This window comes from Curtobacterium sp. NPDC098951 (genome assembly GCF_044759965.1).
Taxonomy (GTDB): Bacteria; Actinomycetota; Actinomycetes; order Actinomycetales; family Microbacteriaceae; genus Curtobacterium.
In genome coordinates, this window is the sequence record NZ_JBIWAG010000007.1 from 84,357 (window position 1) to 96,564 (window position 12,208).

Here is a 12,208-nt window from a genome sequence, read left to right on the forward strand (position 1 = left end):
CGGGTCCAGCGCGCAGGATTTCGCGCGCAGCGACACATTTCGCGATCGGGGACGCGAGAAGTGTCGGTGAGCGCGAACGGTTGCGGGCGGACCAGGGCGTTGGTCGGGAGGCGCGGTGCGCGCCGGGCGCGCAGCGCGCGTCACACAGGCAGCACCACCCGGGGTCCGATCGCTAGGATCGCAGCGCACGCCGTGCCTCCAGGGCGGAGGCACGCGACCTGACCCGATGAGGACGGTACCGATGAGCGGCACGATCCACGATGACATCTCGCAGGCGTTCGGGAACACGCCGCTGGTGCGGCTGAACCGCCTCCCGAAGGAGGGCGGCGCCGAGATCCTGGCGAAGCTCGAGTTCTACAACCCGGGTGCGAGCGTGAAGGACCGGCTCGGTGTCGCGATCGTCGACGCGGCGGAGGCGTCCGGCGAGCTGCAGGCGGGTGGGACCATCGTCGAGGGGTCGTCCGGCAACACCGGCATCGCGCTCGCCCTGGTCGGCGCCGCCCGCGGGTACCGGGTCGTCATCACGATGCCCGAGACCATGAGCGTCGAGCGCCGCGCGCTCATCCGCGCCTACGGTGCCGAGATCGTCCTCACCCCGGGGTCCGAGGGCATGAAGGGCGCCGTCTCGAAGGCGGAGCAGATCGTCGCCGAGACACCCGGTGCGATCCTCGCCCACCAGTTCGAGACGCCCGCGAACGCGGCGATCCACCGGAAGACCACGGCGGAGGAGATCCTCCGCGACACCGAGGGGCACGTCGACGTGTTCGTGGCGGGCGTCGGGACCGGTGGCACGATCACCGGCGTCGGACAGGTCCTCAAGGAGCGGGTCCCCGGCGTGCAGATCGTCGCGGTCGAGCCGAAGGACTCGCCGCTGCTGACCGAGGGCAAGGCCGGCCCGCACAAGATCCAGGGCATCGGCGCGAACTTCATCCCCGAGGTCCTCGACCAGAGCGTCATCGACGAGGTCTTCGACGTCGAGCTCGACGACGCGCTCCGGGTCGCCCGCGCCCTCGGCACCGAGGAGGGGATCCTCTCCGGCATCTCCTCCGGCGCGATCATCCACGCCGCCATCGAGATCGCCGCGCGTCCCGAGAACGTCGGCAAGCGCGTCGTCGCGATCGTCTGCGACACCGGTGAGCGCTACCTGTCGACGGTGCTCTTCGAGGGGCTCACTGCGTGACGTCAGCCCGACGTCGTGGCGTGCTGCGGACCGTCCGTGAGGACCTGGCCGCAGCACGCCGCGGTGATCCCGCAGCGCGCGGGGACCTCGAGAACGCCGTGGTGTACTCCGGCCTGCACGCGATCTGGACCTACCGGATCACGCACCGGCTCTGGCTCGCGAAGGGCCTGCCGGGATCACGCTTCGCGGCCCGGGTCATCGCGCAGATCGCCCGGTCGGCGACGGGCATCGAGATCCATCCCGGTGCGCGCATCGGGCGACGGTTCTTCATCGACCACGGCATGGGTGTCGTCGTCGGGGAGACCGCGGTGATCGGCGACGACGTCGTGCTCTTCCACGGGGTGACCCTCGGCGGCCGCGGAGGTGAGCACGGACCGGGCGCCCGTCGGCACCCGGCGGTGGGGGACCGCGTGGTCCTCGGTGCCGGGTCGTCCCTGATCGGGGCGATCACGGTCGGTGCCGACTCCGTCGTCGGGGCCAACACCGTGGTGACGAAGGACGTCCCGCCGGGGTCGGTGGTCACCGGGGTCGCCGGGACCGCCCGCCCACGCTCCGGACACGAGGGCGTCCCGCCCCTCTGACCCGCGCCGCGCCGCGCGCCGCGCCCGCGCCGGCGCGGGCCCGCGCCGAGCCCGAGACTCGCCGTGGCGGACACTTTCGCGGCACTGGGACCGCGAAAGTGTCCGCGGGGCCGAGTCTCGGCGTCGCGGGCCGCGCCGCGCGGGGAGCGCGGCCGCGGCGGCGCGACCGCGCTGCGTCAGCTCTTCTCGCAGGCGATCCCGTCGGCGTCGCGGTCGAGCTTCTTGTTCGCCGCGTACAGCGCGTCGTCCTTCTTCACGGTGCCCTTGAGCGCGCGGTACGTCACCTTGCCGGCCGAGGTCACCCGGTTCTTCGTGACGGACTTCTTGGCGATCCCGCCCGAGTAGACCTTCTGCACCGCGGTGCAGTTCTTGTAGACGGTGGGGGCGGCCTCGGCGGTCGAGGTGCCGCCGACGACGGCGGTGGCGGCGAGGACGGCGGTGGCGGCGGCGATGCTCAGGGTTCGGGTGATGTGCACGGACTGAGGATAGTTCGAGGATGGCGGCACCGGGTACCCCAATCCGAGGCGCGTCGACGGCGAGACCGGTCCGAGGTGCGCCGACGGCGAGACCGGTCCGAGGCGCGCCGTCGGCGGTCCGGGGCATGCTGGGGCGCATGGACGGCGAGATGCTGCACGAAGTCGCGATCCGCACCGCGATGGGTCTGCCCGCGGTGGTGGAGACCCAGCCCTTCGGCGAGGGGGCCTTCGTCTACAAGGTCGTCGGGAAGATGTTCGTGATGACGTCCGTCCTCCGGGACGTCCCGATCGTCAACCTCAAGTGCGCGCCACCGCACGGCGCCGCCCTGGTGCGCGACCACGCCGAGATCACCCCCGGGTGGCACATGAACAAGCAGCACTGGATCACGCTCTCGCCGGGCGACGGCCTCGACGAGACCCTCGTCGAGGACCTCGTCGGCAACGCGTACGACCTCGTCGTGGCGAAGCTCCCCGCGGCGAAGCGCCCGATCGACCCTGTGCGCCGCGCGCAGCAGGGCTGACGGTCGGCGCTCCGCTCAGGCGGTCGTCCGCGCGAGGACCTTCGACGCCTCGCGGACGACCTTCGGCGCGAGCCCACCCGTCCCCGGGCCGCCGGGCCCCGGACCGTGCCCGGACGCCAGCACCGCCTCGGCCTGCTCGGGCGTCAGCCCCCGGAAGAGCTGGCCGATCGTGACGCCGTGGTCGGGCCGGCGGGTGACGACGACGGGGTCACCGGCGGACACCGGTCCGGACCGCACCACGCGGAGGTACGCGCCCGGTCGGCCCTCCTCCGTGAACCGCTTCACCCACTTGTCCACGCGCATCCGGCGCGCGAAGGTGCCGCAGGGGATGCGCGGGATCGTGACCTCGAGCTCGAGGGTCTCGCCGATCCGCCAGCGCTCACCGGTGACGGCGCCGGTGACGTCGATGCCCGAGGTGCGCAGGTTCTCACCGAACAGCCCCGGCGGGACGTCGCGGTCGAGGAGATCGGCGAAGTACGCCGCGTCCTCGTCCGCGTAGGCGTACACCGCCTGGTCCGCGCCGCCGTGGTGCTTCCGGTCCGCCTGCACGTCGGCGTACAACCCGAGCGGGCGGATCCGGACGGGGCCGTCGACGGGACGCTTGTCGATCGCGGTCACGCCGATGGTCCCGGAGTCCGGCAGCAGGCGGTCGACGCGGCAGACGGCGGTGACGAGGGACATGCCCACAAGCCTGCCGCAGTTCTCGTGTGCGGAGAAGTGTGACGATCCGGGTGTCCGCTCCGTCCCATCGGTGGACGACACCGATGGAGGAACCCACCATGACCCGAACCGCACCTGCTGCCCACCCGGCGCACCCCGTGCGTCCGGCACCCGTCCGTGTCGGGGACGAGCACGTCCTGGCGCAGGTCCGCATCCGATCGCTGGCGGCGCGACCCGTCGGACCGATGAAGGTCCTGCACACACAGGAATCCCCGACCCCGCACCGGTAGAAGGAGACCGTGCCCCACCAGCCCCTCACCGACCTCGACGACGGCGTCCTCGCCGGTCGATCGGCCGACGGCGACGTCCGGGCGTTCGAGGTCCTCATCCGACGGCACACGCCGCTGCTCCGCGCCTACGCGCGACGGACCCTCGGGTCGACCGACGAACTCGACGACGTCGTGCAGGAGACGTTCATCACCGCCTGGAACCAGCTCGACACGCTGCAGGACGGCGCCCGGGTCAAGGCGTGGCTCATGCGCATCCTCAGCCGGAAGTGCATCGACCGCATCCGGGCCCGTCGTTTCCACGACGACGTGACCGAGCTCGAGGTCGAGGCGCCGTCGGACGACGCTCCGGACCGCGTGGCCGAGGCCCGTTCCCGCGAGGAAGCGGTCGAGACCGCGCTCGCGGAACTCCCCGAGGCGCAACGGCGGACGTGGCTGATGAAGGAAGTGCTCGAGTACTCGTACGAAGCGATCGCGGAGGAACTGGACCTCCCGCCCTCGACCGTCCGCGGCCTGCTGTCCCGGGCGCGCAAGAACATGATCCGTCTCATGGAGGGATGGCGATGACCGAATCCGATCCCGTCCGACTCGACTCCCTCGAACCCGACGACCTCGACGGCCACACGATCGACGAGCTGACCGACTACCTCGACGCCGGGATGCAGCCGGCCGACCCGAGCATCGACCACTCCGCCGCGTGCCAGAACGCCCTCGCGGCCATCGTGCGGCTCCGGCAGTCGTCGCTCGGCTCGCTCGAGGCCGCGGCCGAACAGGAGGCCCCGGCCGACGAGTCGTGGATCAGCGGCGTGCTCGCCAACATCTCGCTCGAGGCCCGCGCCGGGCGCGACGTCCCGCTCCGTCCGGTGGCGCCCACCGAGCGTCCCGTGATGACCGAGGGGGCCATCCGCTCCCTCGTGCGCACCGCCGGCGACGCGGTGCCCGACGCCCTCATCGCACGCTGCACGCTCGAGGGGGACGTCACCGAGCTCGGCGCGCCGGTCCGGGTCGTCGTCGAGATCGCGGTCCGCGCCGGGTCGACGATCCAGCGGGTGGCGTCGGACATCCGCGAGACCGTCGCCGAGGTCCTCGCGACCGAGACGGACCTCGTCGTGGCGTCCGTGGACGTCGTGGTGCGGGACCTCCTGCCACCCTCGACCGACGAGCCGGACGACGACGCCGAGGAGGACCGAGCATGAGCACCCAGGACGAGACCTTCGCCGAGATCGAGGCCGCCGTCCTCGCCGTCCCCGGGGTCGCCGAGCTGTACCGCGCACGCCCGACGCTCGGCAGCGCGGTCGACGCGGCGAAGCGCCTCGCGTCCCGCGCCTCGGTCGCGCACGTGGTCCTCGACGACGACGTGCTCCGCGTCGTGATCGGCACCGACGGTTCCGTGCCGGCCCCGGAGACCGCGCGTGCGGCGCACCTCGCGGCGCTCGACGCCGCGACCGCGCACGGCCTGCCGCTCAGCCGCGTCGACGTGCGGATCGCGCGCGTCGGCTGAAGTTCCCTCCTGAGGGACGGGAGGCGCGGTGCGGGCCCGCACCGCGCCTCCCGTCCTGCAGTGGGTGCCGTCCACGGCACGGACCCGCGGGTCCGGCGTCGGGTCACGGCCGACGGTCGGCCACCTCGAGGACGACGACCACCGCGGCGACGAGCACGGCCGTCGTCACGAGGGACGCCGCCGGGACGGCGATGCTCGCGAGCACCGCGACGGCGAGGACCACGACGACGACGTTCCACCGGAGGCTGAGCGACGGGCGGAGCGCCAACGCCCAGATCGACAGCACGAACAGGGCGACCGGCACCGCGATCGTCGCGGCGACGGTCGCGTGCGACAGGTCGGCCTCGCCCGCGTCCGCGCTCACCGCGACCTCGATGCCCGCGGGGAGCGCTCCGGCCGCGGCGAAGACGAGGTAGTGGCCGTAGCCGAACACGAGCGCGGTCGGCAGGGAGCGGATGCGGTCGTGCTGCTCGCGGGAGAAGTAGATCCACCACAGTCCGGCGACGATCACGAGCCCGCACGCGGCCAGGACCAGCAGCGAGCCGAGGTGGTCGGCGTGCGCGATGCCGTCGATGACCGCGTTCGCCGACGCGACGAGCCCCTCGCCGAGGACGATGAGCGTGAACAGCGAGTACCGCTCGGCGATGTGCCGGGTGTGCCACGGGGTCGTCTGCGCGCCGGCCTCGGCGAACGGCGGGACGAGGACCTCGAGCAGGACGAGCACCGGGACCACGCCGAGCGCGACGTCGTCGGGCAGGAGGAGGGCGAGCACCCAGAGCACCTGGACCACGACGATCCCCGCCGCGTACCGGAGCGCCGTCCGCCGGAACCGCGGCGACGAGACGGCGACCCGGAGCCACTGCCCGACCAGCGCGAGCCGCATGACGACGTACCCGAGCACCACGATCGTGGTCGACCCCTCGACCATCACGGCGTGCACCCCGGCGGCGAGCACGAGCACCCCCGCCATCTGCACGAACGTCATCACCCGGTAGAGCCAGTCGTCGGTGTCGAACGAGGTCGCGAACCAGGTGAAGTTGATCCACGCCCACCAGATGGCGAAGAAGACGAACGCGTACGCGAGGACGGCGGACGAGACGTGCCCCTCGACCTCGATCTCGTGCAGGTTCGTCGCGGCGAACCCGACCGCGACCACGAAGACGAGGTCGAAGAGGAGCTCGAGGGGACTGGCGGCGCGGTGGTCCTCGGTGGGGTCGCGCGGCGCCATGCGGCGGAGTCCGATGGTGGTCACGTGCGCATGCCTACACGACGAACGACCCCGGGTGCAGGACCCGGGGTCGTTCATCGTCGGTGCAGCGCGTCGACTCAGTAGAAGTTCGACGCCTGCGAGTGCGCCCACGCGGCGCAGGGCGTGCCGTACGCGTCGTTGATGTACTGCAGCCCCCAGGTGATCTGGGTGGTCGCGTTCGTCTGCCAGTCCGAGGCGATCGTCGCCATCTTCGAGCCGGGGAGCGCCTGCGGGATGCCGGTCGCCCCGCCGTTCGCGTTCACGGCCTGGTAGTTCCAGCCGGACTCCTTGGTCCAGAGGTTGTCGAGGCACTGGAACTGGTCGGCACCCCAGCCGTACTTCGACGAGGCCATCGAGCTCGCGGTCGCCTTCGCACCGGCGACCGTGTTCGCGGCCGCCTGCTTGCGAGCGGCCTCGGCTGCGGCGGCACGTTCGGCTGCGGCGCGCTTCGCGGCGGCGGCCGCGGCGGTCTTCGCGTCGGCGTCGCGCTTGTCCTGCACGGCGCTGGCGTCCGCGACCTCGGTGGTGGCGTCGACCGTCGAGGAGATCCGCGAGGTGAGCGCGGCGCCGGAGAGCGACCGGTAGTCGTCGAGTGCGTCGATCCGGCGCTCGAGCGTCGCGGTGTCCGTCTTGTCGTTCGCCGCGTCGACGACCGTCTCGGCCGTGGCGATGGTCGCTGCGGCCTGCGCCCGGTCGAGGGCGGTGCCGGCGAGGGCCGGTGCCGCGGTGGCGCTGGCGGTCGGCATGCCGAGGGCCTCGCCGATCGCGGGCTGCGTGCCGACGGTGGCGATGCCTCCGGCGACGGCGAGGACGGCGGCTCCGCCCACGATGAGCGTGGTGGGGCGGCGGAGCGCACGACGGAGTCGCCGAGTGGGGGAGTTCAGGGCCTCACGTCTGGTCGAGGCCGTGGTGGTCGGGAGGTCGGTGTTGCGTCCTGTCATCGGTTCCGGTGGTCGGCCGACTCTGGGGTGCGTGCCGCGTGACGCTGCGTGCGGGGGATGGGGGAGCGCGCAGGGGTGGACGGGTCCACGTCCGTCGTCAGGGGCTCGCGAGCCGGGGGAGGACCGGACGGTGGTGTGGGGCCCGTCCGTCCGCCGACGTGCGGCCGTGGGGGTGGCCGCCGCTGGGCGAAGCCGCCACGATGACCGGTGTTGCTGGGCACAGCGTCCAGTTTGGCTGGCAGAACCGTCCGTCCACCCGTTGGTAACGGTTCGGTAACGACCCGATCACGGAGCGGAGGTGTGAGCTTCCTGGGTGCGCTCGCCCTGGGCCACGCGCTCGAGTGCGTCGAGTGCGGCGGCGATGGCGTCGACGTCCGCCTCGGGGAGGTCGGCGATGAGCTCGGCGACGATGCCGGTGCGCGTGGACCGCGCCTGTTCGACCGCCGCGGCACCCTCTGGTGTGGCCGTCACCATGAAGGCGCGACCGTCCCGCGGGTCGGCCTCGCGCTCGATGAACCCGCGCTGCTCCAGCTCGGTGAGGATGCGGGTCATGGTCGGCTTCGTGACGACCTCGATCCGCGACAGGTCGCCGGGGCGCAGGGGTCCCTCGCGTTGGATCGTCGCGAGCGCGGACACGATGCCGTACCCGAGCGCGGCCGAGTCGGACCGGGCCCGTCGGTTGATCCGGCCGACCGCGGCGGCGAGGCGCGAGGCGATCTCGGTGCGGTCCGGCTGACGGTGGCTCATGCGGTGCTCCGTGGCGGTCGACGGGGTGGTCGGGGCGATGCTACCGGCTCGCCGGACCGTGTGACTGGGAGCGACGAGCGGCTGGGCGAGGCTCCGGCGCGGACCGTCCGGAACGGGTCACGCCCGCCTCGCGAGTGCGGGACGGGCATGTTCCTGTACGGGGACTCAGGCGAGGTCAGCGCTTCTCGCCCGGCAGCAGGTGGATGGCCTCGGTCGCGAGCTCGGCCTCGATGTTGTCGCCGGACGCCGTGGCCTCGCGCAGTCGTCGGAAGTCCGCCGTCATCCGGTCCCAGTCGACGAGTTCGTCGAGGTTCGGCAGACGCAGGCGGAACGCAAGACCGTCCATGGTGTCCCGGCAGACGCGCTGGAGGTTCTCGTTGCCGCACTCCTCGACGTAGCGGGCGAACACGGCGAGGGCGTCACGGTTCACCGCGGCGACGTCGTGCGCCTCGTAGTCCGCGATCGTGGCGTCGAGCTGCGCGAGGATCTTCTTCTTCGCGCCCGCACCGAGCCGCGGGACAGCGAGTCGGACGACCCCGCCGAACAGGACGCCGAGGGTCTGCAGCGCCTCGACCACCTCGGCCGGGTTCGGGGTGGTGACGCGGGTGTACCGGTTCGGTGCCATCTCGATGAGGCCGGCGCGGGCGAGCTGGCTCAGGGCCTCGCGGATCGGGGTGCGGGAGACGCCGAGCCAGGCGATGAGCTCGTCGTCGTTCAGTCGCTCGCCGGGCTCCAGCGTGCCGTCCATGATCGCGGCGTGGATCTTCAGCCGGACGGTGTCGCGGAGCAGCTGGTGCTCGGTGGGTGCACTGCTGGGGACCGGCATGCGGGTTCCTCCGGGATCGGGGCATCGGGTCGGTTGCTCGGCACCGGTGGGTGCGGGCGCACCGTTCACCGTACCTGATATGTGAACGGTGTCCCGCCCGGCCCGGAGCGGGTCAGTCGTGGGGTCGGAGCAGCCGGAGCGTCACCGGGTCCGCGGTCCCGCCGAACCACCGGTCGAGGACCGCCCGGAACGGCCGGGGGTCCGTCGCGGCCTCGGCGAAGAGGGTCATCGACGACCGGAGTTTCATCGCGTCGACACCGCCGAACAGCTCGTCGACCGACCGTGCCGGTGCTGCCAGGGCAGCGGCGGACGCCTCGAGCAGCCGGGGGCCGAGGACGGGGTGGGCGAGGTACGCCCGGGCTTCACCGAGGTCGTCGAGCGCGTACTGCTGGGCGGTGGGCGAGCGGCCGAGGCCGGTGAGCTGCGGGAACACGAACCACATCCAGTGCGAGGACTTCCGGCCGTGGCCGAGCTCGGCGACGGCGGTGTCGAACACCCCCTGCTGGGCGCGGACGAACCGCTCGAGGTCGTGCGGGTCCTCGCTCACCGCACCACGTCGCCCCACGCGTAGCGGACGGTGGTGCCGTCCACGACGAGGAGCGAGTCCGGATCGCGGCCGAGCAGCCCCGGCACCCCGACCGCGTCCGGCAGGTCGCCGGCGAGGCGCTCGAGCCGCGCCGACCGGATCGTCAGGGGCGGGTGCTGTCGCTGCCAGAAGATCGTCTGCGCGAGGTGTCGGGCATGGATGCCCTGACGCGTCGTGAGCTCCGTCGCGAGCCGGTCGTCGACGACCTCGCCGGCCACGACCCGGACGGTGGCGTCGTGCCGGGGCCGCACCGCGCCTCCCGGTCGCACCGCGTCCCCCGAGCGCACCGCACCGTCCCCGCCCGTCGTGCCGTGCCGTGCCCGCAGCCACCGGACGGGGTGCAGGGACCGCGCCGGGTGCCGCACCGAGCGGTACGACAGGGTGTCGCCGCGTCGTCGTGCCCGTGCGTGCGCGAACGTGTACGGCACACCGAGCAGCGCGTGTGCGGCGACGATGGCCGGCACGTTCGCGGTGTCGACCGTCCGGTACGCGACGCCGTGGCGGCCGAGGTCGTCGACGGTGAGCACCTCGACCGTCACCTCGGTCATCGTGCCGAGCCGACCCGACGGCGGGAACGGCGGCACCCGGGTCTCGCGGAAGACGTACGCCGTCAGGCCCACCCACGCGCTCCCGTCCACGACGTCGGGACGGGTCCCGCGCGGCACCAGGCGCTCGAGCGACGCGGGGTCGTGGCGCCAGTGCGCGAAGACGACGTCCTCCCACGCGTGCACCGTCACCGGCCGGTGCAGCAGCGGGACGGCGGCGCGGTCCGCCGCAGCCCCGGTCACCGCCGCGGCGCGTGCCGGCCGACGCGCACGGCCCAGGCGACGAGCGGAGCCTGCAGCGGCAGGCGGAGCACCGAGACGAGCCGCATCGCCCGCGTCGACCGCGGGCTGTCCAGCAGGTCGTTCGCCATCTTCACGTTCGCGGGGAAGACCGCCAGGAACAGTGCCGCCGCAGCCCACCCCGCGGCGCGGCGGGTGGCCGGGACCACCAGGCCGGCGGCGATCCCGAGCTCGGCGGCACCGGAGGCCAGCGTGGTCAACCGGGGCGGGAGGGCGTCCGGGACGATCCGGTCGTAGCCCCGCGGTCGCAGGAAGTGGGTGACGCCGGCCCCGCCCAGCACGACGGCGAGGAGGGTGGCGGTCCGGGTGGCGCGTCGTGCGCGCTCGCGTCGTCGCATGGGTCCATGCTGCCCCGTGCGTCGCCCGGCACGCACGGAGATCGCTCAGGTGGCGCGGTGTGGGACGGTGCGGGGCACAGGTGCGTGCGGGGCTCGGGTGCGTGCGGGGCTCAGGTCAGTGCGGTCGCGACGAGGTCGAGGACGACCGCGGCCACCTCGGCCTTGCTGCCGGACGCCTCGCGCACCACGTCGCCGCCGGGGACGAGCACCTCGACGGCGTTCTCCTCGCGTTCGAACCCCGACGACCAGCCGACGTGGTTCACCACGAGCAGGTCCGCCGGCTTGCGGGCGATCTTCGCCCGTCCGAGCGCGATGCGGGCGTCACGGTCCGGTTCGGTCTCGGCGGCGAACCCGACGATGATCTGCCCGGTACGGCGGGCCGCGACAAGGTCCGCCAGCACGTCGGGGTTCTTCACCAGCTCGAGCGTCATGGTCTCGCCCTGCGCCTCCTTCTTGAGCTTCTCGGCGCGCACCTCGCGGGGACGGTAGTCGGCGACCGCCGCCGTCATCACGACGACGTCGGCCTCCGCGGCTGCCGCGTGCACCGCGTCCGCGAGTTCCAGCGCGGACCCGACGGCGACGACCCGCACGTCGAGCCCGGCGGTGAGCGACGCCTCGACGTTCGCGCTCACCAGCGTCACCTCGGCGCCGCGCCGGGCCGCGTCGGCCGCGATCGCGATGCCCTGCCGACCGCTCGACCGGTTGCCGACGAACCGGACCGGGTCGAACGGCTCGCGGGTGCCGCCTGCGCTGACGACGACGCGGACGCCCGCGAGGTCACCGAGCTCGCCACGGGCTCCGGTCCCGGCGACCCCGGTGGCGCCCGCCCGCTCGGCGCCTGCGCGGTCGGTGCCCGCCCGCTCGGCGCCTGCGCGGTCGGTGCCCACCCGCTCGGTGCCCGCTCGGTCGGTGCCCGCGCGGTCGTCGAGCACCGCGAGCGCCTCGGTGACGATGTCCTCGGGCTCCGCCATCCGGCCGATCCCCGCGTCGTCGCCGGTCAGCGCCCCGACGACCGGGCCGACGAGGTGGACGCCACGGTCGCGCAGTGTCGCCACGTTCGCCCGGGTCGCCGGGTGCTCCCACATCTGCGGGTGCATCGCGGGTGCGACCACGACGGGAGCCTCGGTCGCGAGCAGCGTCGTGCCGAGCAGGTCCCCGGCGAGCCCCGCGGCCATCCGGGCGAGGGCGTCGGCGGTGGCCGGGGCGACCACCACGAGGTCCGCCCGGCGGCCGAGCGCGACGTGGCGCACCTCGGCGACGTCGTCGAAGACGCTCGTGGTCACCGGGTTGCGGCTCAGCGCCTCGAGGGTGGGGAGCCCCACGAACCGCAGGGCCCCCTCGGTCGGGACGACGTGCACGTCGTGGCCCCGCTTGACCAGGTCGCGGACCACCCCGACGGCCTTGTACGCGGCGATGCCCCCGGTGATCCCGACGACGACGGTCAGACGGCGCTCTGCTGCTGCGTTCACA

Annotated in this window: 17 protein-coding genes; 7 read left to right on the forward strand and 10 right to left on the reverse strand. The window is 73.3% G+C overall.

The features are described 5' to 3' along the window. Window positions 1-241: 241 nt before the first annotated feature. Together cysK and epsC are read left to right on the forward strand one after the other, a co-directional pair. Entirely contained in the window at window positions 242-1,180 is a 939-nt protein-coding gene (gene cysK / locus ACIQUC_RS16615) for a cysteine synthase A (RefSeq protein WP_022907128.1), read from the forward strand. Further along, a complete protein-coding gene (gene epsC / locus ACIQUC_RS16620) occupies window positions 1,177-1,761 on the forward strand; it encodes a serine O-acetyltransferase EpsC (RefSeq protein WP_261974923.1) in 585 nt (194 codons plus the stop codon). Before cysK ends, epsC begins: the two co-directional genes overlap by 4 nt. A 176-nt stretch (window positions 1,762-1,937) precedes the next feature. On the opposite strand, the gene ACIQUC_RS16625 is transcribed toward epsC, so the two are convergent. Then, window positions 1,938-2,237, reverse strand: a complete 300-nt coding sequence (locus ACIQUC_RS16625) for an excalibur calcium-binding domain-containing protein (RefSeq protein WP_022907130.1) — start codon at window positions 2,235-2,237, stop codon at window positions 1,938-1,940. 137 nt (window positions 2,238-2,374) lie between these two features. Between ACIQUC_RS16625 and ACIQUC_RS16630 the strand changes: the two genes are divergently transcribed. Then, window positions 2,375-2,758: an MmcQ/YjbR family DNA-binding protein gene (locus ACIQUC_RS16630; protein ID WP_402269133.1), complete on the forward strand. Its 384-nt coding sequence runs from the start codon at window positions 2,375-2,377 to the stop codon at window positions 2,756-2,758. Window positions 2,759-2,773: 15 nt separating this feature from the next. On the opposite strand, the gene ACIQUC_RS16635 is transcribed toward ACIQUC_RS16630, so the two are convergent. Beyond that, complete coding sequence (locus ACIQUC_RS16635) at window positions 2,774-3,439, reverse strand: MOSC domain-containing protein (protein WP_031262315.1); 666 nt, start codon at window positions 3,437-3,439, stop codon at window positions 2,774-2,776. Between the two features lie 98 nt (window positions 3,440-3,537). Between ACIQUC_RS16635 and ACIQUC_RS16640 the strand changes: the two genes are divergently transcribed. The 4 genes from ACIQUC_RS16640 to ACIQUC_RS16655 are packed head-to-tail and all read left to right on the forward strand — an operon-like array spanning window position 3,538 to window position 5,206. After that, a complete protein-coding gene (locus tag ACIQUC_RS16640) occupies window positions 3,538-3,708 on the forward strand; it encodes a hypothetical protein (protein ID WP_187290500.1) in 171 nt (56 codons plus the stop codon). Between the two features lie 9 nt (window positions 3,709-3,717). Continuing rightward, the gene (locus ACIQUC_RS16645) at window positions 3,718-4,272 is read left to right on the forward strand and encodes an RNA polymerase sigma factor (RefSeq protein ID WP_402269136.1); all 555 of its coding nucleotides are present in this window, start codon (window positions 3,718-3,720) and stop codon (window positions 4,270-4,272) included. Continuing rightward, window positions 4,269-4,901, forward strand: a complete 633-nt coding sequence (locus ACIQUC_RS16650) for a hypothetical protein (RefSeq protein ID WP_402269138.1) — start codon at window positions 4,269-4,271, stop codon at window positions 4,899-4,901. Before ACIQUC_RS16645 ends, ACIQUC_RS16650 begins: the two co-directional genes overlap by 4 nt. Then, a complete protein-coding gene (locus ACIQUC_RS16655; RefSeq protein ID WP_022907136.1) occupies window positions 4,898-5,206 on the forward strand; it encodes a hypothetical protein in 309 nt (102 codons plus the stop codon). Before ACIQUC_RS16650 ends, ACIQUC_RS16655 begins: the two co-directional genes overlap by 4 nt. A gap of 103 nt (window positions 5,207-5,309) precedes the next feature. Here the strand turns inward: ACIQUC_RS16655 and ACIQUC_RS16660 are convergent, their stop codons facing one another. The 8 genes from ACIQUC_RS16660 to ACIQUC_RS16695 form a co-directional block, all read right to left on the reverse strand. Continuing rightward, entirely contained in the window at window positions 5,310-6,458 is a 1,149-nt protein-coding gene (locus ACIQUC_RS16660) for a low temperature requirement protein A (RefSeq protein ID WP_022907137.1), read from the reverse strand. A 74-nt stretch (window positions 6,459-6,532) separates the two neighbouring features. After that, entirely contained in the window at window positions 6,533-7,396 is an 864-nt protein-coding gene (locus tag ACIQUC_RS16665) for a hypothetical protein (protein ID WP_022907138.1), read from the reverse strand. Window positions 7,397-7,681: 285 nt separating this feature from the next. Continuing rightward, window positions 7,682-8,143, reverse strand: coding sequence for a MarR family winged helix-turn-helix transcriptional regulator (locus ACIQUC_RS16670; RefSeq protein ID WP_022907139.1), 462 nt, complete (start codon window positions 8,141-8,143; stop codon window positions 7,682-7,684). A 175-nt stretch (window positions 8,144-8,318) separates the two neighbouring features. Continuing rightward, window positions 8,319-8,969 (reverse strand): GntR family transcriptional regulator, encoded by a 651-nt coding sequence (locus tag ACIQUC_RS16675; protein WP_402269141.1) that lies wholly within the window; start codon window positions 8,967-8,969, stop codon window positions 8,319-8,321. Between the two features lie 112 nt (window positions 8,970-9,081). After that, a complete protein-coding gene (locus ACIQUC_RS16680) occupies window positions 9,082-9,516 on the reverse strand; it encodes a DUF1810 domain-containing protein (protein ID WP_022907141.1) in 435 nt (144 codons plus the stop codon). Beyond that, window positions 9,513-10,343: a YqjF family protein gene (locus tag ACIQUC_RS16685; protein WP_402269143.1), complete on the reverse strand. Its 831-nt coding sequence runs from the start codon at window positions 10,341-10,343 to the stop codon at window positions 9,513-9,515. The genes ACIQUC_RS16680 and ACIQUC_RS16685 overlap by 4 nt, the downstream gene beginning before the upstream one ends. Then, window positions 10,340-10,738, reverse strand: a complete 399-nt coding sequence (locus tag ACIQUC_RS16690; protein ID WP_402269145.1) for a hypothetical protein — start codon at window positions 10,736-10,738, stop codon at window positions 10,340-10,342. Before ACIQUC_RS16690 ends, ACIQUC_RS16685 begins: the two co-directional genes overlap by 4 nt. Window positions 10,739-10,848: 110 nt before the next feature. Further along, window positions 10,849-12,183, reverse strand: a complete 1,335-nt coding sequence (locus ACIQUC_RS16695; RefSeq protein WP_402269308.1) for a bifunctional phosphopantothenoylcysteine decarboxylase/phosphopantothenate synthase — start codon at window positions 12,181-12,183, stop codon at window positions 10,849-10,851. Window positions 12,184-12,208 lie beyond the last annotated feature (25 nt).

What these genes read in the sequence shown, in the direction of transcription:
- cysK (WP_022907128.1), top strand. Translation starts at nt 242, where the DNA reads ATGAGCGGCACGATCCACGATGACATCTCGCAGGCGTTCGGGAACACG.
- ACIQUC_RS16630 (WP_402269133.1), top strand. Translation starts at nt 2,375, where the DNA reads ATGGACGGCGAGATGCTGCACGAAGTCGCGATCCGCACCGCGATGGGT.
- ACIQUC_RS16635 (WP_031262315.1), bottom strand. Translation starts at nt 3,439, where the DNA reads ATGTCCCTCGTCACCGCCGTCTGCCGCGTCGACCGCCTGCTGCCGGAC.
- ACIQUC_RS16640 (WP_187290500.1), top strand. Translation starts at nt 3,538, where the DNA reads ATGACCCGAACCGCACCTGCTGCCCACCCGGCGCACCCCGTGCGTCCG.
- ACIQUC_RS16650 (WP_402269138.1), top strand. Translation starts at nt 4,269, where the DNA reads ATGACCGAATCCGATCCCGTCCGACTCGACTCCCTCGAACCCGACGAC.
- ACIQUC_RS16655 (WP_022907136.1), top strand. Translation starts at nt 4,898, where the DNA reads ATGAGCACCCAGGACGAGACCTTCGCCGAGATCGAGGCCGCCGTCCTC.
- ACIQUC_RS16665 (WP_022907138.1), bottom strand. Translation starts at nt 7,396, where the DNA reads ATGACAGGACGCAACACCGACCTCCCGACCACCACGGCCTCGACCAGA.
- ACIQUC_RS16670 (WP_022907139.1), bottom strand. Translation starts at nt 8,143, where the DNA reads ATGAGCCACCGTCAGCCGGACCGCACCGAGATCGCCTCGCGCCTCGCC.
- ACIQUC_RS16675 (WP_402269141.1), bottom strand. Translation starts at nt 8,969, where the DNA reads ATGCCGGTCCCCAGCAGTGCACCCACCGAGCACCAGCTGCTCCGCGAC.
- ACIQUC_RS16690 (WP_402269145.1), bottom strand. Translation starts at nt 10,738, where the DNA reads ATGCGACGACGCGAGCGCGCACGACGCGCCACCCGGACCGCCACCCTC.